General features: G+C 60.3%; 24 protein-coding genes. 18 read left to right on the forward strand and 6 right to left on the reverse strand.

What is annotated here, in order from left to right; all coding sequences use genetic code 11:
- Positions 1–24: 24 nt before the first annotated feature.
- Positions 25–501: a helix-turn-helix domain-containing protein gene (locus APH41_RS11080; protein WP_034127411.1), complete on the forward strand. Its 477-nt coding sequence runs from the start codon at positions 25–27 to the stop codon at positions 499–501.
- Between the two features lie 4 nt (positions 502–505).
- On the opposite strand, the gene APH41_RS11085 is transcribed toward APH41_RS11080, so the two are convergent.
- The 3 genes from APH41_RS11085 to APH41_RS11095 all read right to left on the reverse strand — a co-directional run bounded on the left by APH41_RS11085 (position 506) and on the right by APH41_RS11095 (position 2,465).
- On the reverse strand, positions 506–1,375 hold the full coding sequence (locus tag APH41_RS11085; RefSeq protein ID WP_014718426.1) for an oxaloacetate decarboxylase: 870 nt from the start codon (positions 1,373–1,375) through the stop codon (positions 506–508).
- A gap of 110 nt (positions 1,376–1,485) precedes the next feature.
- Complete coding sequence (locus tag APH41_RS11090; RefSeq protein ID WP_054898480.1) at positions 1,486–2,154, reverse strand: DUF3313 domain-containing protein; 669 nt, start codon at positions 2,152–2,154, stop codon at positions 1,486–1,488.
- Entirely contained in the window at positions 2,154–2,465 is a 312-nt protein-coding gene (locus tag APH41_RS11095) for a hypothetical protein (protein ID WP_054918920.1), read from the reverse strand. Before APH41_RS11095 ends, APH41_RS11090 begins: the two co-directional genes overlap by 1 nt.
- Before the next feature lie 165 nt (positions 2,466–2,630).
- Here APH41_RS11095 and APH41_RS11100 point away from each other — a divergent pair, with 165 nt between their 5' ends.
- The 9 genes from APH41_RS11100 to APH41_RS11140 all read left to right on the forward strand — a co-directional run bounded on the left by APH41_RS11100 (position 2,631) and on the right by APH41_RS11140 (position 13,848).
- Positions 2,631–3,341: a response regulator gene (locus APH41_RS11100; RefSeq protein ID WP_034127602.1), complete on the forward strand. Its 711-nt coding sequence runs from the start codon at positions 2,631–2,633 to the stop codon at positions 3,339–3,341.
- Positions 3,338–4,666, forward strand: coding sequence for an ATP-binding protein (locus tag APH41_RS11105; RefSeq protein WP_034127414.1), 1,329 nt, complete (start codon positions 3,338–3,340; stop codon positions 4,664–4,666). Before APH41_RS11100 ends, APH41_RS11105 begins: the two co-directional genes overlap by 4 nt.
- 277 nt (positions 4,667–4,943) lie before the next feature.
- Entirely contained in the window at positions 4,944–5,900 is a 957-nt protein-coding gene (locus tag APH41_RS11110) for an ABC transporter substrate-binding protein (RefSeq protein ID WP_054918923.1), read from the forward strand.
- Positions 5,901–5,922: 22 nt separating this feature from the next.
- The gene (locus APH41_RS11115; RefSeq protein ID WP_054918924.1) at positions 5,923–7,254 is read left to right on the forward strand and encodes an LLM class flavin-dependent oxidoreductase; all 1,332 of its coding nucleotides are present in this window, start codon (positions 5,923–5,925) and stop codon (positions 7,252–7,254) included.
- Positions 7,255–7,355: 101 nt separating this feature from the next.
- Complete coding sequence (locus APH41_RS11120; RefSeq protein ID WP_034127417.1) at positions 7,356–8,195, forward strand: helix-turn-helix transcriptional regulator; 840 nt, start codon at positions 7,356–7,358, stop codon at positions 8,193–8,195.
- A 36-nt stretch (positions 8,196–8,231) separates the two neighbouring features.
- A complete protein-coding gene (locus APH41_RS11125; RefSeq protein WP_054918926.1) occupies positions 8,232–9,614 on the forward strand; it encodes an aspartate aminotransferase family protein in 1,383 nt (460 codons plus the stop codon).
- A 146-nt stretch (positions 9,615–9,760) separates the two neighbouring features.
- Positions 9,761–11,140, forward strand: a complete 1,380-nt coding sequence (locus tag APH41_RS11130) for an APC family permease (RefSeq protein ID WP_054918927.1) — start codon at positions 9,761–9,763, stop codon at positions 11,138–11,140.
- 153 nt (positions 11,141–11,293) lie between these two features.
- Positions 11,294–12,784, forward strand: a complete 1,491-nt coding sequence (locus APH41_RS11135) for an aldehyde dehydrogenase (protein ID WP_054918928.1) — start codon at positions 11,294–11,296, stop codon at positions 12,782–12,784.
- Between the two features lie 131 nt (positions 12,785–12,915).
- Positions 12,916–13,848 (forward strand): cupin, encoded by a 933-nt coding sequence (locus tag APH41_RS11140; RefSeq protein ID WP_054918929.1) that lies wholly within the window; start codon positions 12,916–12,918, stop codon positions 13,846–13,848.
- A 1-nt stretch (position 13,849) separates the two neighbouring features.
- Here the strand turns inward: APH41_RS11140 and APH41_RS11145 are convergent, their stop codons facing one another.
- The 3 genes from APH41_RS11145 to APH41_RS11155 form a co-directional block, all read right to left on the reverse strand.
- Complete coding sequence (locus APH41_RS11145; protein ID WP_054918931.1) at positions 13,850–14,755, reverse strand: LysR family transcriptional regulator; 906 nt, start codon at positions 14,753–14,755, stop codon at positions 13,850–13,852.
- A gap of 117 nt (positions 14,756–14,872) precedes the next feature.
- The gene (locus APH41_RS11150) at positions 14,873–15,133 is read right to left on the reverse strand and encodes a metallothionein (protein WP_034127423.1); all 261 of its coding nucleotides are present in this window, start codon (positions 15,131–15,133) and stop codon (positions 14,873–14,875) included.
- A 56-nt stretch (positions 15,134–15,189) separates the two neighbouring features.
- A complete protein-coding gene (locus tag APH41_RS11155) occupies positions 15,190–15,417 on the reverse strand; it encodes a hypothetical protein (RefSeq protein ID WP_034127424.1) in 228 nt (75 codons plus the stop codon).
- 247 nt (positions 15,418–15,664) lie between these two features.
- Here APH41_RS11155 and APH41_RS11160 point away from each other — a divergent pair, with 247 nt between their 5' ends.
- The 8 genes from APH41_RS11160 (at position 15,665) to APH41_RS11195 (ending at position 23,438) form a co-directional block, all read left to right on the forward strand.
- Complete coding sequence (locus APH41_RS11160; RefSeq protein WP_054918934.1) at positions 15,665–17,392, forward strand: hydrogenase maturation protein; 1,728 nt, start codon at positions 15,665–15,667, stop codon at positions 17,390–17,392.
- A 143-nt stretch (positions 17,393–17,535) separates the two neighbouring features.
- Entirely contained in the window at positions 17,536–18,162 is a 627-nt protein-coding gene (locus APH41_RS11165; protein ID WP_054918935.1) for a dTMP kinase, read from the forward strand.
- 10 nt (positions 18,163–18,172) lie between these two features.
- Positions 18,173–18,952, forward strand: a complete 780-nt coding sequence (locus APH41_RS11170) for a hypothetical protein (RefSeq protein WP_143517016.1) — start codon at positions 18,173–18,175, stop codon at positions 18,950–18,952.
- 6 nt (positions 18,953–18,958) lie between these two features.
- The gene (locus APH41_RS11175) at positions 18,959–19,552 is read left to right on the forward strand and encodes a hypothetical protein (protein WP_054918938.1); all 594 of its coding nucleotides are present in this window, start codon (positions 18,959–18,961) and stop codon (positions 19,550–19,552) included.
- 112 nt (positions 19,553–19,664) lie between these two features.
- Complete coding sequence (locus APH41_RS11180) at positions 19,665–19,913, forward strand: CsbD family protein (RefSeq protein WP_014718439.1); 249 nt, start codon at positions 19,665–19,667, stop codon at positions 19,911–19,913.
- Between the two features lie 490 nt (positions 19,914–20,403).
- Positions 20,404–21,768 (forward strand): epoxide hydrolase family protein, encoded by a 1,365-nt coding sequence (locus APH41_RS11185; RefSeq protein WP_054918940.1) that lies wholly within the window; start codon positions 20,404–20,406, stop codon positions 21,766–21,768.
- 62 nt (positions 21,769–21,830) lie between these two features.
- Positions 21,831–22,904: an alpha/beta fold hydrolase gene (locus APH41_RS11190; protein ID WP_054898501.1), complete on the forward strand. Its 1,074-nt coding sequence runs from the start codon at positions 21,831–21,833 to the stop codon at positions 22,902–22,904.
- Between the two features lie 24 nt (positions 22,905–22,928).
- Positions 22,929–23,438 carry a cytochrome P460 family protein gene (locus APH41_RS11195; protein ID WP_054918941.1) on the forward strand — a complete coding sequence of 170 codons (510 nt, stop codon included), beginning with the start codon at positions 22,929–22,931 and terminating at the stop codon, positions 23,436–23,438.
- The last annotated feature ends 19 nt before the right edge of the window (positions 23,439–23,457 follow it).

The raw sequence follows: 23,457 nt of genomic DNA on the forward strand, positions 1-23,457 counted from the left end.
TTGTACTCGCACACAGGAATACTTATGCAGCGCAAATCCCTCATCAGTGCCGAATGCCCCATCGCCCGTAGCCTTGAACGGGTAGGGGAGTGGTGGAGCATGCTGATCATGCGCGACGCCTTGCACGGCTTGCGCCGTTTTGACGAGTTCTCGCGCAGCCTGGGCATCGCGCCCAACATGCTGACGCGCCGCCTTAATGGCTTGGTAGACGCGGGGATGCTGGAGCGCCGCGCCTACAGCGAGCGGCCGCCACGGTACGAATACGTGCCGACGGCCAGAGGCGAAGACTTTCGTATGGTGCTGATGGCGTTGGTGGCGTGGGGCAATCGGCATTACGCCGAGGAGGGCATCAGTGTCGAGGTGGTGGAACGCGAGACGGGCCGGCCGGTGCAGCCGATGATGGCGACGGAGGAAGGTGCGTGGGTGGCGATGGATCAGTGCGTGGTACAGCCCGGCCCGGCCGCCAGCGCAGGGATGCGCCAACGGCTGAGCCGTGAGTGATTGATTACTCTTTTACATCCATGAACTCTTCGGCCCACGCCACATAGCTCTCAGGCAAGGTGTAGGTGTGGGTCAACTCCGTCGCACTGAGGTTCGAGGTGCTGTGGGTCAGTTGGCGCTGGGCACGCAGGCTGTCGTAAGTGGCCTTGATCGCGGCGAAGTAGGCGCCATGCCCGGCCACCACGATGCGTACGCCCAGGCTGGCCAGGCGCTCGCTGTCGTGCAGTTGTGGGTTGCCGTAGGTCACCAGCATCAGCGGAACGCTGAGGTTCTCCGCGATCTGCTCCAGGTGGTCGAAGTCCTTGACGCCGACCATGCAGATGCCGTCAGCACCGGCCTTTTCGTAGGCCTTGGTCCGCGCAATCACGTCGCTGGTGGGCAGCACGCCGGCATTGGTGCGCGCAATGATCGACAGCGCCGGGTCGACACGCGCCTCCAGCGCGGCCTTGACCTTGCCGATGCCTTCTTCGACGGAAATCAGGTCCGTGGATTTACGCCCGAATTGCGCGGGCAAGAGGGTGTCTTCGATGGTCAGCGCTGCGACGCCGGCACGTTCCAGTTCTTCGACGGTGCGCATCACGTTCAGGGCGTTGCCGTAGCCGTGGTCGGCATCGGCGATGAAGGGCAACTGGGCCACACGGCCGATGCGGGTGGCTTGCTCGACGAACTCACTCAGGGTAATCAACGCAAAATCGGGGGCCGCCAGCACCTGCAGGGAGGCGACCGAGCCGCCCAGGATTCCCACTTCAAACCCCAGGTCGGCCGCGATGCGGGCAGACATGGGGTCGAATACGGAGGCGGTTTCAACGCACAGGGGCGTTGCCAGCAGGTCACGGAAGTTACGGCGTAGCGCTGAGTGAGAAATCTTGGGCATGGTCTTTCCTGGCTTTGGTCATCGTCAAGTGACGATCAATGTCTATTCGTGGTGCCGGGAGATTACCACGCAGATGCCCCTGTGATTATGACGTTTGAGCGCGGCGAGGGTTATCGAGCGACTGCACTGTACGACGTACCCAGGTCGCGGGCCCAGCCGTCGAGCACGTCCTTGACGTTGTCGGCGGTCATGACTTGCTTGTCATTGGCCAGGGGGGCGCCGGTGCCTTTACGCACCATGGCCGCCACGACATCGCCGGTCGAACCATCTTCCAATGACAGCTCCGTGGCGATTTCACTGTCTCGATCGCGTATGCCTGTGGCGGCGCTCACGCCCGCTGCGACCAGGGTGATCGGCAGCCACTCATACAACCGCAGTCCCTGTGGGCTGGTGGCGATGCGGGTGATGGCAGGGCGTACTGTGAGGGTGTCAGGGCCAGGTTTTGAGGCCAGGTAAACGTATTTGCCAAGTTCCGAGCGCAGTACCAGGTCGTAGTAGCCGGTGACGTGGGAGAGCGTGCTTTGGGGGATCTGAGCGGTGGGTTCAACAGCCGGGAAAAACTGGCTAGGCGCCAGGTAGACCTGCTTGTAGCGGCCGCGCTTCAAGGCTGGGCTGATCCAACTCAGTACGGTCTGGCCCGACGGGCTCTGTTGTTCTTTAAGCAGGCTGTAGTCATGAAGAAAGCCCGTATATCGCTCGGGTTCGACCTTGTTGCTGCTGCAAGCCATCAGGCTCAGGGTGGCCGCCATCAGTAGCAGGAGTGAGCATTTACGGGCCATCAATGGGTTGCCTGTTCGTTTGGAGTGTCGTGTGACGATTCGATATGCAACTGGCCATGGGTCATGATCCAGTGGATAAGGTCGGCGATGGGAATGGAGTGGGCGTACTCGACCCAGCGCCCGGCGTCGGGGCTGTAGTGTTCGAAGTAGCGACGCAGCACGATACGGTCCAGGTCCGCGTTCAGCCCCAGGCAGGATTCCTGGAACAGCATCGGGCTGTCCTGAGCCGGGGAAGAGGTGCGCTGGCTCAGTACCAGTGGCCGCGCATCGCCTGCTGCTTGCTCGGTGTACCTGCTGCTCGAAACTTTCATAGGCGTCTTTCGTGAGTGGGAGATGTGCAGAATGCCCGACAGGTTTTGCCCAAAGATGTCCGGGTTGTGTCCGTGGCGAAGGAATGTTGCTCGATTGAAATAAATGACCCCGGCGCCGGAATGGTTTTAGATGTCGTTCTTTTTTTGGCCTGGGAATCTGTGAACGTGAGCAGACTGCTGATCGTCGATGACGACGTGGAAGTGCTGGCATTGCTGAAGAAATTCTTCGTCCAGCACGCCTATGAAGTCGACGTGGCTGCCGACGGCGAGGCCATGTGGGCGGCCATCGCACAGCAACGGCCGGACACGATCATCCTCGACCTCATGTTGCCCGGCGAAGGCGGCCTCAGCCTCTGCCAGAAAGTGCAGGCGCAGGTCGGCATCCCTATCATCATGCTCACGGCCATGGGCGAGCTGAGCGACCGCATTGTTGGCCTGGAACTGGGCGCCGACGACTACCTGACCAAACCCTTCGCCCCACGCGAATTGCTGGCCCGCCTGCGCGCTGTGCAACGGCGTGCGGGACAGTCGGTCAGTGCGGCCGACGAGCGCTCACGCCCGGTGATTGCCTTCGCCGGTTGGCATCTGGATATCACCTGTCGCGAGCTGCGTTCGCCGGAGGGCGTCATGATCCCGTTGTCCGGTGGCGAGTTCGACCTGCTGGTAGTGTTTCTTGAACACCCCCAGCGCATTCTCACCCGCGACCAGTTGATCGACCTGACCCACGGCCAGGGCCACGACGCCTTCGACCGCAGCATCGACGTGCAGGTCAGCCGGCTGCGGCGCAAGATCGAGCCCGATTGCAAGCGCCCGGACCTGATCCGCACCGTGCGCAATGGCGGCTATCTGTTCACTGCCCCGGTGACCCGCGCATGATTCGCCGCCTGCTGCGCCGCGACACCCTGAATCGGCGGATCGCCCTGACCATTCTCGCCGCGATGCTCGCCTCACTGGCCCTCAATGCCTTGTTCGTGCAGGTGGCCGGGGTGTGGGCGCGTCCGCCCATCGACCGCACGGGGTTGCTGGAGCAAATGGCCGCGACGTTGAAAGTGATCGAGGCGGCGCCTGCGCCGTTGCGCTCGCATCTGGCTGCAGCGGCCAGCGATGCGCGGTTGCAGGTGACGTGGCATACCGACCCCGTGGATTTCGGCCTGCCCAGCGGCGGCAACGTGCTACAGGCGGGCGAAGTCCCTGGGATACAGGCGTTGTTTGGCACGGGGCGCATCATTCAGGTGTACAGCCCGGACGATTGGCCCCGTGGCAGCCCCGACGCGCATTATGTCGCGCTGGTGCAGTTACTTGATGGCAGCTGGTTGTCCTTCATCCCACCCGAACGCAGTTGGGGCCTGAGCGCACCCACGCGGATTGCGGTGATCATCATCCTGGGGTTGATCGCCACCTTGCTGGTCGCCTGGGTGGCCACCCGGCAATTGGCCAAGCCGTTGCAGCGTTTCGCCAGTGCCGCCAGACGCTTCGGCGGCGATCTGCGCGCACCGCCCATCGACATCGAAGGCCCCGACGAAATACGCCAGGCCACTATCGCCTTCAACACCATGCAGGCGCAGATCCAGCACTTCATCGGCGAACGCACCCAGATGCTGGCAGCCATTTCCCATGACTTGCGCGCGCCTTTGACGCGGATACGCCTGCGCTGTGAGTTCATGGAGGATCTGGACCATCAGCACAAGCTGATTCGCGATGTCGAGGAAATGCAGTCGATGATCAACGCCGCGCTGGCGTTTTTCCGCGACGATACGGTACTGGAGCACAGCACGGCATTCGATTTGTCTGAATTGCTGCAAACCATCATCGACGACTATCGCGACCAGCAGTTGGCGGTCGACTTCCGGGGGCCGCCCCATCTGGTCTATCACGGCCGGCCATTGGCGCTTAAACGGGTGGTGGTCAACCTGCTGGAAAATGCCGCCAAGTACGCCCGGCACCCCAGCATTGCTCTGAGTGTTGACGATCAGCGGGTACGCATCGAGGTCAGCGACGAGGGCCCGGGGATTCCCGAAGCGGACCTGGAGCGTGTGTTCGACCCTTTCTTTCGTCTCGAGACCTCACGCAACCGCAATACCGGTGGGGTAGGGCTTGGGCTCTCGGCAGCGCGGGCCATTGTGCGCGAGCAGGGCGGTGAGCTGAGCCTGAGCAATCGACGTGGGTCGGGGTTGGTGGCTCGGGTTGAATTGCCGCGCTAGCGTGATGCGATATGCGCATTATTAATGAATTAGGTTATGCGTTATCAGTATTTTACATCTCGCCTTCAACACCACGAAAATAGCCCGGAAACCAAAAATCTGTGGCGATTGAGCTTGCTCCCGCTGGGGCGCGAAGCGGCCCTGCTCTTGTCAGGAGCATGGGGCCGCTACGCAGCCCAGCGGGAGCAAGCTCCCTCGCCACAGATAAAAGCTTTTTAAAACCGAGACCGTGCGTGCGGATCGATTTGAATGCCCCACAAGGCATCTGGAGACGAACGTGCGTTACCTCAAAACCCTGGCGGCCGGGTTGGCCGCCTCTTTGCTGTGCCTGACGGCGCAGGCCCAAACCCTGGTGGTCGGCGACCAGAGCTACAACGCGCAGGCCGTGATGGAAGCGGCGGGGGTGCTCGATGACCTGCCTTACACGCTGGACTGGAAGCAGTTCACGGCCGGGTCGCCGGTGGCCGAAGCGCTCAACGTCGGCAGCCTGGACCTGGGCCTGCTCGGGGATGCCCCGGTGTTGTTCCTGGGCGCCTTGGGTGCACCGATCAAGGTGATTGCCGTCAGCCGGCAAAATCTCGACGGCGTAGCCATCCTGGTAAAAAAAGACTCGTCGATCCACAGCCTGGCCGATCTGGCAGGCAAGCGCGCTGCGATCTGGAAAGGTTCCTGGAGCCAGCAACTGTTGCTGACCGCACTGGACAAGGCCGGGGTTGCGCGGGATTCGCTGCAATGGCGCTACCTCAGCGCCCTGGATGCCTCCCACGCGCTGGAAGGCGGTGCAGTTGACGTGATCGCCACCTGGGAACCCTACGTCACGCAACAGGAACGCCAAGGTGCGCGGGTGCTGGCAACCGCTGAAGACTTGATCCCGGCCCAGAGTTTCATTGCCGCCAACGCCAGTGCTGTCGAGGCCAAGCGTGAACCCATCAGCGACTTCCTCCAGCGCCTGAAAAAAGCCCGCGACTGGGCCCGCCAAAGCCCGGCCAACGCCAACGCGTATGCCGATGCCTGGGCCAAGCGCACCCGCGCTGATGCCGACATCGCTCGCGTCTGGTTTGCCCGCGCACGCACCACCGTCGAGCCGCTGACGCCTCAGGCGCCCATCGAGGCGCAAAAGACCGTGGACTTTTTTGCCGGCCTGGGCCTGGTCAAGTCTTACTCGGCCGCCACGTTGTTCGACCCTTCATTTGCAGCCGCCTTGCAGCCCACCGTCGCCACCACCCAGCCCTGACCGCTTGAAGGACTACTGCGCAATGACTAAAAGACAGCTCAAACTGGGCGCCCTGACCATGGGCTGCGGTGGGCCGGGCCGCCATAACCTGTGGCTTGATCCGCAGTTGCCGGCCGATGCCAGCGTCAACGTCGATTGGTACATCGAGATAGCGCGCCAGGCCGAGGCGGCGCTGTTCGACCTGCTGTTCATCGTCGACAGCCAGTTCATCACCGAAGGCTCGCCTTCCCATTACCTCAATCGCCTGGAGCCGCTGACCTTGCTGTCGGCACTGGCCGTGAGCACGCGGCATATCGGCCTGGTCGGTACGCTGACCACCTCGTATAACTCGCCCTATAACGTCGCCCGGCGCCTCGCCTCCCTGGACCTGATCAGCAAAGGCCGCGCCGGCTGGAACGTGGTGACCAGTGGCGATGCCGGTACCGCCGGCAATTACAGCCGCGACGAACATTACGACTATGCCACCCGCTACGGGCGTGCCGTCGAACACGTTCAGGTGGTACAGGGGCTGTGGAACTCTTACGAAGACGATGCGTTTGTGCGTAACCGTGCCACTGGGCAGTTTCTCGACCCGAGCAAGCTGCACAGCCTGAATCACCAGGGCGAACACTTCTCGGTGGTGGGCCCGCTGAATATCCAGCGCTCGCCCCAAGGCCAGCCGGTGATTTTCCAGGCCGGCGACTCGGAGCAAGGCCGCGACCTGGGCGCCGCCACCGCCGATGTGATCTTCACCCACGCGGCCAGTATCGAGCAGGGCCAGGCGTTTTACCGGGATATCAAGGGCAGGGCGGCACAACGGGGGCGCGATCCGGAACAGGTACTGATCATGCCCGGTGCGGAAATTTATGTGGGCGACACCGATGCCCATGCTCGGGAAATCGAGCAGCACTATCATCAGCTCGACCACAGTTTTGCGCTGGCACTCAAGGAGTTCGGGCGCAATTTTGGCTGGCATGATTTCAGCCAATACGACCTGGATGCGCCGTTCCCGCAAGAGAGCCTGGAGGCCGCGCGCAGCAGTTTTTTCACCGCTGCCAAACGCATCGCCGACCAGGCGCGGGAGCAGGGCTTCAGCCTGCGCCAGGCCGTCGAATTTGGCCGGCAATTGCGCCCAGGCGCGTTCGTGGGCAGCGCGGCCACGGTGGCGCAGAAAATGGCGGATTGGTTCGAGGCACGGGCGGTGGACGGGTTCAATATCTACATCGGGCACCCTGGGCAATTTGATCGCTTTACTCAGGAGGTGATCCCTTTGCTGCAAGAGCGCGGTGTTTATCGCACGGCCTACGAGGGCTCGACCTTGCGCGAAAGCCTGGGCTTGGCGATTCCGAGGTTCCAGCGCACCCCCTCACCCTAAGGGGTGATTTCGATGACTTTGCGGGTGTGGGACTATCACTTCAGTCCCCGGCGCCAGTGATCTGGTGTCGCACCCAACCGTTATGACGGCGAGTCTTCGAAGTGGATAATGATCGACTGTCTTCAGCCCAGTGGTTCGAACAGATAGCCAGGGTGACCGAGAGCATCGGGCACGCGGGGTTTGCCGCCACGTTGTTCGATGCCCTGGGGTGTATCCGCCCCATTCAGGCCACGACCTTGTACCTGTACCCCCACGACGGCATGCCCAGCGCATTGTTCGAACTGGACGGGCCATGGCTGCCCCAGGGCAATGTGCGCCAGTACCTCTCCGGTTTTTACTTGCTCGACCCGTTCTACGGCGCCTGCGTGGAGGGCGCCACTTCCGGCTGCTACGACCTCGCCGATGTGGCCCCCGACCACTTTGAGCACAGCGAGTACTACCAGTCGTTTTACCGGCATTCGCACTTGGAGGATGAGCTCAACTACATCCTGCAGGCCAGCAACGGCTTGAGCCTGGCGGTGTCGCTGGCCTTTACGCAGAAGCTCGACGCGACCACCACCGAGCAATTCAAGCGCATAGCACCTTGGGTACTGGCGGTGCTGGGCAAGCACTTCGTCGGCCTGGAGACTCAGGGCGCGCGTTTCGAAAGCCTGTTGGAACAGCGTATTCACTCGGCACTCAACAACTTCGGCTCCTCGCTGCTCACCGAACGCGAATGCCGAATCACCCAGTTGATCCTGCGCGGCCACTCCACACGTTCGCTGGCCGAGCGCCTCGGGGTCTCCGAAGACACCATCAAGTCCCACCGCAAGCACATCTACAGCAAGCTCGACATCGGCACGCAATCGGAACTGTTTTCCCTGTTTATCGACTCGTTGGCCGAGGCCCAGGGCGGGCTGAGCAAAGACCCCCTCGAACGCTACATGAGCAAAGGCCGTTGACCGGCTGCATGACTACCCACAACAAGAGAAAAAGCCATGAACCTACCCTTTGAACCGCAACGCCAGACCCAGGACTACCAGGCCTCGGACGCGGCCCACCATATCCATGCCTTTGTGGATCAAAAGGCGCTGAATGCCGAAGGCCCGCGCGTAATGGTCCGCGGTGAGGGCCTGTACCTGTGGGACAGCGAGGGTAAGCGTTACCTGGACGGGATGTCGGGCCTGTGGTGCACGCAGCTGGGTTATGGCCGCAAGGACCTGACCGCTGCGGCGGCTGCGCAGATGGATCAGCTGGCGTACTACAACATGTTCTTTCACACCACTCATCCGGCGGTGATCGAGCTGTCCGAGTTGCTGTTCAGCCTGTTGCCAGGGCACTACAGCCATGTGATCTACACCAACTCCGGTTCCGAAGCCAATGAGGTGCTGATCCGCACCGTACGCCGCTACTGGCAAGTGCTCGGCAAGCCCGAGAAGAAGATCATGATCGGTCGCTGGAACGGCTATCACGGCTCCACCCTGGCGGCGTCTGCCCTGGGCGGCATGAAATTCATGCATGAAATGGGCGGCTTGATCCCGGACGTCGCGCACATTGACGAGCCTTATTGGTACGCCCAGGGCGGTGACTTGACCCCGGCCGAGTTCGGGCGGCGCTGCGCCCTGCAACTGGAAGAAAAAATTCTGGAGTTGGGCGCGCAAAACGTCGCCGGTTTTATCGCTGAACCTTTCCAGGGCGCCGGCGGCATGATTTTTCCGCCAGAAAGCTATTGGCCGGAGATCCAGCGTATCTGTCGCCAATACGATGTGCTGCTGTGCGCTGATGAAGTGATTGGCGGTTTCGGTCGTACAGGTGAGTGGTTTGCCCATCAGTATTTCGGCTTCGAACCCGACACGTTGTCGATCGCCAAGGGCCTGACCTCAGGTTACCTGCCCATGGGCGGTTTGGTATTGAGCAAGCGCATGGCCGAAGCCCTGGTGGAGCGGGGCGGGGTGTTTGCCCATGGTCTGACGTATTCCGGGCACCCGGTTGCGGCGGCGGTGGCCCTGGCCAACCTCAAGGCCTTGCGTGACGAAGGGATCGTGCGCCAGGTAAAGGACGACACCGGGCCGTATTTGCACAAGCTCCTGCACGAAGTCTTTGGCAACCACCCGCTGATCGGCGAGATCCAGGGCACCGGCCTGCTGGCAGCCTTGCAGTTTGTCGAGGACAAAGGCACGCGCAAACGCTTTGCCAATGAAAACGACCTGGCCTGGCAATGCCGCACTTTTGGCTTTGAAGAAGGCGTGATCATTCGCTCGACCCTGGGCCGCATGATCATGGCGCCGGCCCTGGTAGCCAGCCGCGTGGAGCTCGATGAACTGGTCGACAAGACCCGCATTGCGGTGGACCGCACCGCACGGATCGCGGGAAAACTGTGAAGGGCTGAGCCCCCGCATGCCGCTTCGGTTGAACAGGGTGGGCGGCCCATAGCGGCCTGCCCACCGCTCCCAATGGATGACTCATCAAAGGTGTCGATTTGATCGAACGCCGCGGCGCCCTGCATTCCACTTTCCAGGAGTCAGCAATGAATACAATAACAAACGTAGCCGATACTCCCGTCCATCAAACCCCAACCCAACCAACCTCATCGCGCCGCTTTCGACAACCCCTGGGCCTTGTCGGGCTTGTACTGTTCGGGCTGGCGTATATGGTGCCGCTGGCGGTGTTCACCACCTACGGTCTGGTGACCCAAATGACCAAGGGGCACCTGCCCACCGCCTACCTGTTGACCCTGGCTGCCATGCTGCTGACGGCCTACAGCTATGGGTGCATGGTCAAGGCGCACCCGTATTCGGGCTCGGTCTACACCTATACGCGCAAGGCGTTTGGCGCCTCCTTCGGCTTTATCGCCGGCTGGACCTTGCTGCTGGACTACATCTTCCTGCCGCTGCTCAGCTATTTGCTGATCGGCATCTACTTGTCCGAATACTTTCCTACCGTGCCCACCGCGGTATGGGTATTGGGCTCCATTGCCCTGGTGACGGCGCTGAATCTGGTGGGTATCGAGTCGATTACCCGGGTCAATTGGGTGCTGATCGTGGCCCAACTGGTGTTCATCGTGGTGTTCGTGGGGTCGTCGATCCACAACCTCAGCGGGCAAGCCGAGCCGGTGTCGCTGCTCAAGCCGTTTCACCATGAAGGTTTCAGCGTGCCGCTGATCATGACCGGCGCGGCGGTGCTGTGCTTGTCGTTCCTGGGGTTTGATGCCGTGTCGACCATGGCTGAGGAGACACCTGACCCGCGTCGTACCATTCCGCAGGCGATCATGGCGGTGTCGCTGATCGGTGGGTTGCTGTTTTTGGTGGTGTCGTATTGCGCCCAGATGGTCTTCCCGGAATGGAATAGTTTTGCCGATCCCGACTCGGCTTCGGTCGATGTGATGCGCCGGGTCGGCGGCGAGCTACTGGTGAGTGCGTTTACCGCCACCTATGTGGCGGGCTGTTTCGCCTCCGCGATGGTCTCCCAGGCCAGCGTGTCCCGCGTGCTGTTCGCCATGGGCCGCGACGGCGCGTTGCCCAGGGTATTCGGCAAGCTGGTGACGAAAAAACGCGTGCCGGCCAACGCGATCATGCTGGTCAGCCTGTTTTCGCTGATTGCGCTGTTCATCAGCCTGGACACCGTGGCCAACATGATCAGCTTTGGCGCGCTGTTCGCGTTTTCGGCGGTGAACCTGGCCGTGATCAAACATTACTTGGGCGACCAGAAGCTGCGCGGTACACGCAACTATCTGCTGTACGCCGCACTGCCGGGCCTGGGGTTTCTCAGCACGCTGTGGTTGTGGACGAGCCTGTCCGGCCTGTCGTTCACCATCGGCCTGTGCTGGATGGCCCTGGGGCTGCTGTGTTTGTTCTGCGTCACGCGTGGGTTCCGGGTACGCATGCCGGAACTGCAAATGGCCGAATGAACAGGCCCCACCTCGGTTCATCCGTAGGAGCGAGCTTGCTCGCGAAAAACGTCAACGATAACGCGTTCTTCCTGGATGAACGCGGCGCCTGTGAGTTTTTCGCGAGCAAGCTCGCTCCTACAAAAGCCTTACGGCCCAATTCAGGAGTACAGCATGTTCAACCTCGACTATTGGCAGCAACGCGCTGCCCGTCAAACCTTCATCAGCACCGCCCTGATCGACGGCCAGCCCGTAGGTGCACTCTCCGGGGCGACCTTCGACACCATCAACCCGGCGACCAACCGCTTGCTTGCGCAGGTCGCCGCCTGCGGTGCAGCGGAGGTCGACCTGGCAGTGCGCTCCGCACGCCGCGCCTTTGACAACGGCCCCTGGCGGCGCATGGCTCCAGGCGAACGCAAAAAAGTCCTGATCAAACTCGCCGACCTGTTGATGACCCACCGCGAAGAACTCGCACTGCTGGACTCCCTGAACATGGGCAAGCCGGTAATGGACGCCTATAACGTCGACGTACCCGGCGCGGCCCATGTTTTCGCCTGGTACGGTGAAGCCCTGGACAAGCTCTACGACCAGGTCGCGCCGACGGCCCACAACGCGTTGGCGACCATTACCCGCGAAGCATTGGGCGTGATTGCAGCGGTGGTGCCGTGGAATTTTCCGCTGGACATGGCCGCCTGGAAATTGGCACCCGCCTTGGCGGCAGGCAATAGCGTGGTACTCAAGCCCGCTGAGCAATCGCCGTTTTCCGCCCTGCGCCTGGCCCAACTGGCGCTCGAGGCGGGCGTCCCCGAGGGCGTGCTGAACGTGGTGCCAGGCATGGGCGAGGGCGCCGGCAAGGCACTGGGGTTGCACCCGGACGTCGATTGCCTGGTATTTACCGGTTCGACCCAAGTGGGCAAGTACTTCATGCAGTACTCCGCGCAGTCCAACCTCAAGCAGGTGTGGCTGGAGTGTGGAGGCAAGAGCCCGAACCTGGTGTTTGCAGACTGTCAGGACCTGGACCTGGCGGCGGAGAAGGCGGCCTTCGGGATATTCTTCAACCAGGGCGAGGTGTGTTCGGCGAATTCGCGCCTCTATGTGCAACGCTGCATCCACGACGAGTTCATCGAACGCCTGATCGATAAATCCCACGCCTGGATGCCCGGCAACCCACTGAACCCTGCCAGCGCAGCCGGTGCAATTGTCGACAGCGGGCAAACCGCACGCATCATGCAGGCCATCGGCCGGGCGCACGCAGACGGTGCCACGCTGTTGACCGGTGGCCAACCGTTGAACATCGAGGGTTGTTCAAACTTCATCCAGCCGACGATATTTGCCAACGTCACCGCTGACATGCGCCTGTCCCGTGATGAGGTGTTTGGCCCCGTGCTGGCGGTGAGTGCCTTCGATACCGAAGAACAGGCGATACAGCAAGCCAACGACAGCGTCTACGGCCTGGCGGCATCGGTGTGGAGTGATGACCTGAACCGTGCGCATCGCGTGGCGCGTGCCCTGAATGCTGGTACCGTGTCGGTCAACACCATTGACGCCCTGGACGTGACCGTGCCGTTTGGCGGCGGCAAACAGTCGGGGTTCGGGCGCGATTTGTCGCTGCATTCGTTTGATAAGTACACCCAGTTGAAAACCACCTGGTTCCAATTGCGTTAACTGCCCCGTTTCGCATAACTGCTGTGCCGTTACAGGCATTCATCCGCCAATGGGCAATGCCTATAGTCCACTTAGCCCGTGCAGCGCTTCAACCGTGCTGCGCGATCCAGCCCAAGACTGAGGTGAGCCTGATGAACCGTGAATTCGACCCCGCACTGACGGATATCAACCAAGTGGACGCCGAGTACTTCGAGTACAGCAAGGCGGCGAATCCCATCAGTGCCAACCTGATTTCCCGCATTCCCTACCACAGCTTTCCGGCCTCGCTGTATGACAATGGCCCCTCCCGCGTGGTACCGCTGGACCTCAGCGACGCCTTGGGCTGCGAAGGCCCTGCGACAGGCCCCGGGCTATGCGCGAACTTCATGCGCCTTAACCGTGGCGACACGCTGACCCTGCAACCCAACGCCACTTCCCAGGTGTTCTACGTGATTGCCGGAGAGGGCAGCGTGGTTCAGGAGGAGTATGAGATTCAATGGTCCAAGGGCTGCTTTATCGCCCTGCCGGGATTACAGCAAGCGCACTTCAGCGCCCGCGAGGATGCACGTCTTTACTATGTGCACGATGAGCCGTTGCTGCGTTACCTGGGGGTGACACCCCGCGCCGATCGCTTTGCGCCGACCCTGTACCCAGCAGCACTGGCCAACGCGAAGTTGCGTGAAGCGGCCGATGATCCCAGGGCACAGGACCGCAGCCGCATCAGCATCCTGCTGGGCAACCGTCATTTCCCGCAGACGCGCACGGTGACCCACGTGCTGTGGGCCATGTACGGGATTCTGCCGGCGGGATCGGTGCAGAAACCCCATCGGCATCAGTCGATTGCACTGGACTTCATTATTGATTGCCCCAAGGGCTGTTATTCATTGGTGGGCACCGAGCTGGACGCGGATGGGCAAATCCGTAACCCGCAGCGGGTCGACTGGTCTCCCGGCCTGGCGTTTGTCACGCCACCGGGTTACTGGCATGCGCATTTTAATGAATCGGATAGCGAGGCGTTCCTGATCCCGATTCAGGATGCGGGGCTGCAAACCTACTTGCGTGCGCTGGATATCCGCTTCAGTTGAGTCACTTCCAGTCCGGTGTTTCGCCCAGTCGTTCAACGATAAAGTCGATAAAACACCGGACCTTGGACGATACGATGCGCTTGGGCGGATACACAAACCACACCGCAAACGCCCGCTCCACGCCCTGGATATGCCATTCGGGCAGCCACACTGCCAAGTCGCCGGCCTCGATACTTCGCGCCACCAGCCAGTCCGGCAACAGCGCAAAGCCCAGGCCCTGGCGCACGGCGATGAGTTGCGCGTCCAGGTCATTGATTCGAATAACGCCGTCATGCAGCAACGGGAACGCGCGGCCGGCGGATACAAAACTGATATCGCCGGTGGTAGCCGTGCCCAGCACCGCAGGCAAACCGGCCAGGTCGGTGGGCGTGGAAGGAGGAGGGTGCTGCATGCCAAACGCCGGGCTGACCACCAAGCGGTAGTGGCCGTCGCTGAGCTTGCGTGCCTTGAGGGTCGAATCGGCCAGCTCGCCAATGCGTATGGCTAAGTCGACGCCGGCATGAATCAAATTGACCTGGGTGTTATCCAGCACCAGCTCCACACTGATCTGCGGGTAGCGCACCAGAAAGTCATTCAACGCCGGCAGGATGTGATGCCGAGCAAACGCCGGCGGCAGGTTGAGTTTCAACACGCCCCGGGGATGCTGGTTCAGCGCAGACGTGGCGGCCTTGGCGTGTTCCAGTTCATCCAATACCCTGCGTGCGTGTATCAGGAAGGTCTGACCGCCTTCGGTCAGATGCAGCGTGCGTGTGGAGCGGTTGAACAGCGCGATGCCCAGGTCTTGCTCGAGGTCCTTCACATAGCGTGAAACCGTTGAGGCCTTGATCCCCAAGCGTTCGGCGGCACGCGAGAAATTGTTGCCTTCAGCGGCTTCGATGAAGGCGGTGAGCGCGGTGAAATAGTCCAAGGGCAGCCTCAGGGCAGGGCGGTGAGACGTGCAGGTTGTTGAGTTTTGCCGGGGGCTGTCAACTGCTAGACCCTAGAGCCACGATGCAGCCCCCGTTTTCCTAATGGGTCTGAATGATCAAGGCGATATGGGATCGCTCGCAGGAAAGGTTTCTTCGATCGCCTCGTCGAGCTGGCTATCGCTGACAGCGCGGTCTTGCACCTTCACATTCGACTCGCAATGGCAATCGGCACTGGGGCACGCTTGACCCTGGGGGTGCAAGTCGGCGCATGCCTGGCTGCAGTAGGCTTTGCCGTTGCGCTGGTGACGCGTGTCATGGGTCACCTGGCAGGTGCAGCCTGGGCAGGCGCAGGTCCAACCTTGAGTTGTCGGGTTCATAGGTCCTCCGAATATTCAGTGATTGATAAACGGGCAGCGGTTTTCTGATACGTAAATCAGGGCTGCTGGTAATGCCCTGGGATGTCATGGCCTTCATCGGCCGGCTTGTTGCGCTTTTGCACCTGGACGTCGCTCAATTTCGCGTCCTTGAGCTCTGCGAAGCGCTGCCTGAGCAGGGACTCGGCCCATTGCGGGTCCAGCGTGTCTGCATCGTGCTCAAGCGTGCGGCTTTGTGGCTGGTTGTCGAGGATGAAACTGATGAGGTAATGCGCTTTCTCGAACATGAACGTGGCTCCGTTACGGTTAACAAGGCGTACCCGAGCAGGGCATGTTCATTTGATGAGTGGGCTGCGCAGTGATTCAGAAAATATAAGCCGCTTTCACCGGCCGAACCTTGAGAACAACAGAACCCGACTATTGATCTCGATCAGGTGGCCGTGCTGGCCCGCTCTATAACCTTGGGCGCTTATCGATGGCCAGGGACGGCTCAACGAGCAGCTCTGGTCGCACATTCTCAAGGAAGAGTCAGCCATGCGATCACTCAAGATCCTGTTGTTATCATCGGCATTCAACGGTTTGACCCAACGAGCCTGGCTGGATCTGCGCCAGGCGGGTCACGACCCCAGCGTTGTGGTGTTCACCGATCAAGCCACGGTGTGCCAGCAGGTCGAGGCGTCAGGTGCCGACCTGGTGATCTGCCCATTTCTCAAGGACCGTGTGCCGCACCAACTATGGAGCCATCCGCAGCGCCCGGTGGTGATCATCCATCCGGGCATCGTTGGTGACCGCGGTGCCAGTGCGCTGGATTGGGCTATCACCCAGCAGGCTCGCCGTTGGGGCGTCACCGCCTTGCAAGCGGTGGAGGAAATGGACGCAGGGCCGATATGGTCCACCTGTGAATTCGACATGCCCGACCAGGTGCGCAAATCCGAGCTGTACAACGGCCTGGTGAGCGACGCCGCGATGGTTTGCATCCGTGATGTAGTGGCGAAATTCGCCAAAGACTTCGTCCCGACACAGCTCGATTACACCCAACCCAGCGTCATCGGACGCTTGCAGCCGAACATGACCCAGGCCGACCGCACCTTCAGTTGGTTCGATTGCGCAGGCTTTATCAAGCGCAGCATCGACGCTGCCGATGGCCAGCCCGGCGTGTTGGCCAGCCTGTTGGGCGGGCAATATTACCTCTACGACGCGCACTTGGACGCTCGCCAGGGCACCCCGGGAGAAATCCTCGCAGTGCAGGACGATGCCGTGCTGGTAGCGGCTGGAGATCACAGCCTGTGGATCGGCTCGCTCAAACCCAAAGGCCCAGAGACCTTCAAGCGACCGGCACGGCACGTTCTGGCTGAGCAGTTGGCCGGGGTGCCGGTGCTGGACAGTTCAATCGCCTGCCAGGCGTTCAACGAGCGGGTCTATCAACCCATTCGCTACCAAGAGTTCGGCCACGTCGGCGAACTGACGTTCGAGTTCTACAACGGCGCCATGAGCACCGAACAATGCCAGCGGCTGGTCGCAGCGTTGCGCTGGGCCAAGGCGCGAGATACCCAGGTGTTGCTGATCAAGGGCGGGCGCGGCAGCTTTTCCAATGGGGTGCACCTAAACGTCATCCAGGCCGCCGACGTGCCGGGGCTGGAAGCCTGGGCCAACATTCAAGCCATCGACGATGTGTGCCTGGAGCTGCTCACTGCCAGGCAACTGGTGATCAGCGGCCTGACTGGCAGCGCGGGCGCAGGCGGCGTGATGCTGGCGCTGGCCGCCGACATTGTATTGGCTCGCGAAGGTGTGGTGCTCAATCCGCACTACAAGACCATGGGACTCTACGGCTCCGAATACTGGACCTACAGCCTGCCACGGGCGGTGGGCAGCGAAATCGCGCATAAGCTCACCGAAGAATGCCTGCCCATCAGCGCCATCCAGGCCCAGCAGTACGGCATGGTCCAGGGCATCGGGCCCCGCTGTCTGCAGGCATTCGGCCTGTGGCTTTTGCAAGAGGCTGACCGTGCGTTGACCGATGATAAGTACCTTCACGCACGCACGCGAAAAGCCATGCTGGATACTCAGCAAGTTGAACGCTGTCGCGAGCAGGAGCTGGCACAGATGCGACTCGACATGGTGGAAAACCGCCAGCAGTTTGCCGAGAAATGCCGCAACTTCGTGTTTAAACGCAAAGCCTGCCAGACCCCGCAGCGGTTGATTGCGCCATGGGCGTTGAGGTATGAGGCTGGTGTGCCGGAAAGCCGGATGCTGAATGACTGACCGTCGACGCGGGGAGGGCGCGTCGGCCAGTCCAGCCTCGCATTGGGCAATAGGGTTGCCCATAATGGAGGCCAACTCGCCCAAACGCTCAGACCCCGAGGCCCCATGGAACTGCACAACCTGAACGATGATGCAGCGCCCGTATGACTCGTGCGCTGTTTATTTCGATGGATGGCCCCAAAGGCACCGGTAAAACCACGCTGTTGGAGGCCGTTACGACAGCGTTGAGGGCCGACAACCTAAAGGTCGTGCGACTGTGCGAGCGCAAGAGCGATCCCTGTCGAGCGCAAACGATGGCTCTGGTTAACACGTTCGCCCGAGATCCCAGCCGGGATCTGGAACTTGAGGTGTGTGAGCGCTTTGCCGACAGCCGCAGCTGGATTACTCGGAACGTACTGGCCGCGCAGCCACCTGACAGCATCATCCTGATGGATCGCTGGTACCCGTCTGATGCCGCGTTTCGTCGGTTGATACCCTTTGCAGACATTCTTGAGCTGAACATTAATCGGCAGGTGCAAGTGCCGGACCTGCACGTGGGGGTTGTCACCGCGGCGCAAATATCCTGGGCGCGGGCGGCAGCACGACGGCGGGGGTTGAGCAGTACGGTGATGTTTAAGCTGGAGGAGCAAGTTGTGTGTACCGAGGCTTTTGAACGAGCGGCGGTGGGGCAGGGGTGGGTGATGTGTCGCAATGAAGGGACGATTGAGGAGGCGATGAGGCGGGTGGTTTTGCAGATATATAAGGTCCTTCATCCCAAGCATCAGGAGTAACGGAGTGCCGTTGAACCAGCAAGATCAGGATGATGTTGGTCATCAGAACAAACGTCACCGAACGAAGAAACTCTATGAAAACGTCGTGATAGGAAACTTCCTGTACGGTCTCGGGTTCGCCGTGCGGTCATGTCTAGACGCAAACACCTCGATCCCAAGCGTGGTCAACCTGCTACAGCAGACGCCTGCAGACAAAGAGCTGGCTGACGTACTGCTGAGTTTTCCAGGTGTCGTGCGCTTGATCGAATTCAAGATGAAGGGCGCCAGCCTGAAAAAAGAACGGCTGCGACATCGTTTACTCATGGCCGCCCTGACAGGTGAGAATCAGGTATTGGTCGAAACGTCCAGAAGCCTGCACTGGTATGTGGAGGTGGGCGCCAATGACACCGACACGCCTTTGGTTTCGCGAGCCGTGCCTTATCTGGACGCCTTCGACGAAGAACACTTGGCGTTGTCCGCGGGAAGCCTTGAACGACTCGTGGAGCAAACCGCGCGCGAAGCTGTTCGCGGCCTGGACCCGATGATGCGCGAGCGTTCACAGATATACCTGCGATTTTTACGCAATATTCAAGCTGACGACCCGGTGGGCGCAGGTGGCGTGCTTCTGGTCATGGGCGCAGGTGGAGCAATGCATTTTGTTCAGCTGCGAGACGTCTGTGATTTGAGTATGCCGCACAGGCAATGGCTTGAGCTGGAAATGAGCGGTCCCCAGCTGGAGCTATCTGTGCCTGCATTGGAGCGAAGCATGAAGCGTCCCAAACACCGCGACGGCCCCGAATATGGAAGGTAATGACCCATGGACGAACACGTGAACGAAAATGACCTCAGCCTGCGGGCCATGGCCGTTGCTGCCAAGGGCATCATGAGCGCAGCGGAAAATGACAGAAAAGCCGCTGAGCAGGCGATTGCGCGTCTTGGCTATCTGGAAAAACGTGTTGAGCAGAGCCTGCAACAGATTCCGACGATACTGGGCGCTTCAGCGGCGCAGATCGCAGATTCAGTGGCTTCAAAGGCGGCCGAGCAGTTGATTGGCAAGTTCAGACAGGCCGATGCCGCTGCGCTTGATGCGGCGCAAAAGTACCAGGCCGCCAGTGACAGCCTTAAGCGTCGATTCTGGCTCAGCATCTTCGCTATTCATCTAGGTGTGGTATTGCCTCTGGCGTTGCTGTTTTTCTTTGCGGTCCCCAGCACCGATGAGATTGCGCAAAGGCAACGAGAGTTAGCGGTGCTTGAGCAAAACATAGAAGCGTTGAAACGCCAGGGTGGTGACGCTGCCATTATTGACTGCGAGGGACGCCCGTGCGTGCGCACGCGAGAGGTCCCGGGCAAAGATCCCTATCACGATGCCGCTACAGGGAAGAAGACTTATCGGTTGATCTGGACCAAGTGAGCTTCATCAACTTTGAACTAATCACTAAGCCTGTCCACCTAACGCTTTGCACGTTGCCTCAAGCCCGGGGTTTTCCTGGGTTACCCAATCACACACGAAGGTTTGGTTAATCATGAAGAGCGAACAGGTAGAAGGCGTTGTAGAAAAGGTTGCTGGCAAAGCCCAGAGCGCAGTCGGGAAGCTTTTTGGCGATTCGAAGTTGGAAGCCGAAGGCGCTGGACGCCAGGCTGCGGGTCAACTGACGCAAACCTATGGCGACGCACTGGACAGCGTTTCTACATTCGTCAAAGAAAAACCGGTTGCTGCACTGGCAATCGGGGCTGTTGCTCTACTGGTGCTGAAGAGATTGCTTGGTCGCTGAACAGCAGTAGCTTCAATAAGATTGCTGGCACGGTAGAGACGATGGTGAACGCTAACCAGAATCAGGGGCAAATTTCTGGAGTTTCTTGCAGGCGTGGAAGGGCGTGAAGTGGAGCGGGGTATCTGCCTGTTCCTTGGGTAACCAAGTCATGCTGCCTGGCAATCGACGCGGTCTCTATGCCCTTTGCCGAGCTTGATGGGCTGAAAAGCCCTTATGTTTTCCAGGTCCCAGAAAAGCCAATGCCCCGACAAGTCGGGGCATTGGTTTTTTTATGAGCGAGTGGTCGGTTTGTATCGTTTTGTATCTGCGCTTTGGATAGATACACAGCGATTCCTTTAAGTCGGTTGATGACACATACGGGATACCTACGGGGCTTTAAATGAACCCATCGAGAAGGCGCAAACCTTCTCCAATGGATGACTCATTTAACTCGCGGCTATCTCTGCGCGTTTCGCGACGTTGTCGACCAATGACTTATAGGAAATTCAAAATGCCTGCAGCTACGTTCGGTTTCACCTGGCGCCCTTGTCTGGCTTCTTCCGTGAAAATGGGCGCTTTGGGGTTGGCCCTGATAGCCGGCAGCGGTAGTGCCTGGGCTGCTGGCCCGGCCGCCGATGCGTCAATTGCCTCGGCCTCGACCAATCCCGAATCGATTAGACCTTATCGAATTCACGTCGATGAAGCGCAATTGACCGATCTGAAAAAGCGCATTGCGGCGACCCGCTGGCCGGACAAAGAGACCGTCAATGACGTTTCCCAAGGCGTGCAGTTGGCCCAGGTCCAGGCGCTGGTGAAGTATTGGGGCAGCGGCTATGACTGGCGCAAGGCCGAAGCGAAGCTCAATGCGCTGCCTGAATTCATCACGACTATCGACGGCGTGGATATTCAATTCATCCATGTTCGCTCGCCAAACCCCAACGCGATGCCGCTGCTTCTGACACACGGATGGCCTGGCTCACAGTTTGAGTTCCTGAAGACGATCGGCCCGCTGACGGATCCCGTTGCTTACGGCGGTAAGGTTGAAGATTCGTTCGACGTGATCATTCCATCGATTCCGGGACACGGTTTTTCCGGTAAGCCAACTGAATTGGGCTGGGGGCCGGATCGGGTCGCGAAGGCTTGGGATGTGCTCATCAAGCGTCTGGGTTATACCCACTATGTCTCCCAGGGCGGAGATCACGGTTCGGTCATATCGGATGCATTGGGCCGCCTGAATCCGCCGGGGCTGTTGGGCATTCACTTGAACATGCCGGCCACCATCCCGCCCGAATTGGTCAAGCCGATCAATAGTGGTGACCCGGCCCCTGAAGGGCTCACTAAGCCTGAACGCAAGGCGTTTGATTCCTTGAGCACCTTCTTCGGCCGCAATGCAGCATACGGCGCGATGATGGTTACGCGCCCGCAGACTATCGGTTACCTGCTGGCCGATTCGCCTACCGGAACTGCGGCGTGGATGTACGAAAAAATCGCCGCGTGGACGGACAGTGATGGCCAGCCTGAACGGGTATTGACCCGTGACGAGATGCTGGACGATATCAGCCTGTACTGGCTGACGAACGCAGGCGCATCGTCATCGCGTTTCTACTGGGAAAACAACAACAACAATTTCAGCGCTGCCGCGCAGAACACCGCAAGCATCAAGGTGCCGGTGGCGATCACGGTCTTCCCGCACGAGATCTATCAGGCGCCTAAAAGCTGGGCGCAACGCGCTTACCCATCACTTTCCTACTACAGCGAGGTTAACAAGGGCGGCCACTTCGCTTCCTGGGAGCAACCTCAATTGTTCAGCGAAGAGTTGCGGGAGGCCTTCCGGCCGCTGCGCGCCAAGCTGAGCGCAACGAAGACAGCCCAGTAGCTCACACGCAACCCAGCCAACACACCTGGCCGCTATTCGGCGGCTCGCTACGGAGAAATACCATGGAGATGACCTTGCTGAACAATCAAAATAAATCCAGCCGCCTGCGGGGTCTTGCCCCATCGCTGTTGGCAGCAGCGGTGCTGCAATTCGCGGCGGTGGCTGTCGGTTTTTCCCAAGCCAGCGCGGCTGATGTACCCGCGTCCACCATTGGGGCTATCACCCCGGGAGCTCACACCTCTCTCGGTGCACTTAAGCATGTGAAAGCGGGGCTGCTGAACGTTTCTTACGCGGAACTCGGCCCAGCCGATGGTCCTGTGGTCATTTTGTTGCACGGCTGGCCCTACGATATCAACGCATACGCTGATGTCGCTCCTGCTTTGGCGGGCAAGGGATATCGAGTGTTGATCCCTTCTGCGCGTGGTTATGGCGATACGCATTTTCTCTCGGCCAAGACTGCTCGCAATGGTCAACCCGCTGCGCTGGCGACCGACCTGATCGACTTCATGGACGCGCTGAAGATCAAGACCGCGGTGTTGGGTGGGTTTGACTGGGGCGCCCGCACTGCAGATATCGTTGCGGCACTGTGGCCGGAAAGAGTGAAAGCCCTGGTCGCTGTGAGCGGTTACCTGATAGGCAGCCAAGAGGCAGGCAAGGCGCCATTGCCGCCAGCCGCCGAACTGCAGTGGTGGTACCAGTTCTACTTCGCGACCGAGCGTGGGCGCCTGGGCTACGAGAAAAACACCCATGACTTCGCCAAGCTCATCTGGAAGCTGGCGTCGCCACAGTGGAATTTCGACGACGCCACTTATGAGCGCAGCGCGGCGTCCTTGCAAAACCCTGATCACGTGGCCGTGTCGATTTTCAACTATCGCTGGCGCCTGGGGTTGGTCAAGGGCGAGGCCAGATACGACGCGCTGGAGAAGAAACTCGCGGCATTTCCATCCATCAGCGTGCCCACCATCACCCTGGAAGGTGATGCGAACGGCGCACCGCATCCACCTGCCGAAGCGTACGCCAAGCGCTTCACTGGCAAGTATGAGTACCGATTGATCACCGGTGGAGTAGGCCACAACTTGCCGCAGGAAGCGCCGAAAGCCTTCGCCCAGGCGGTGATCGACGCCGATCATCTTTGAAAACCGGCTGAGAGGATGGCGATGATGAAGCTGGAATTTCTGGCCGCGATGTCGGCTGCCATTGCAATCGCAGCGTTGACGGCTACCGGTGTTGCCTCGGGCGACGCCAGTAAGGGCGACGCCTCGCCGATCTATGGCGTGAAACTGCCTGAAAACTACCGCCTATGGCCGCTGATTGCGCCGGCGCAGGAAGCGGCCCCCCTGAACGAACTGCGAGCCGTGGTGGGCAATGACTTGGCCATCAAGGCTTATCAGGATTCAACGCTGCCGTTCCCTGATGGCACGGTGCTGGTAAAGCTGGCCTGGAAACATGTGCAGTCTCCGGAATTCGAGCCGGCGTCCATCCCGGGGCCGGCCACGACCGTGCAGGTGATGGTCAAGGACTCGAAAAGATATGCAGCAACCGGTGGCTGGGGATTCGGGCGGTTTATCAACGGTAAACCGGCCGATGAAGCCCAACACGAAACCTGCTTCGCCTGTCACCAGGCGCGAGTGCGTAATCACGACTTTGTCTTCACGCGCTTCGCTCCCTGATTTCCCGTCAAACCCGGAG

This window comes from Pseudomonas sp. NBRC 111138 (assembly GCF_001320835.1).
GTDB classification, from domain to species: Bacteria; Pseudomonadota; Gammaproteobacteria; order Pseudomonadales; family Pseudomonadaceae; genus Aquipseudomonas; species Aquipseudomonas paracarnis.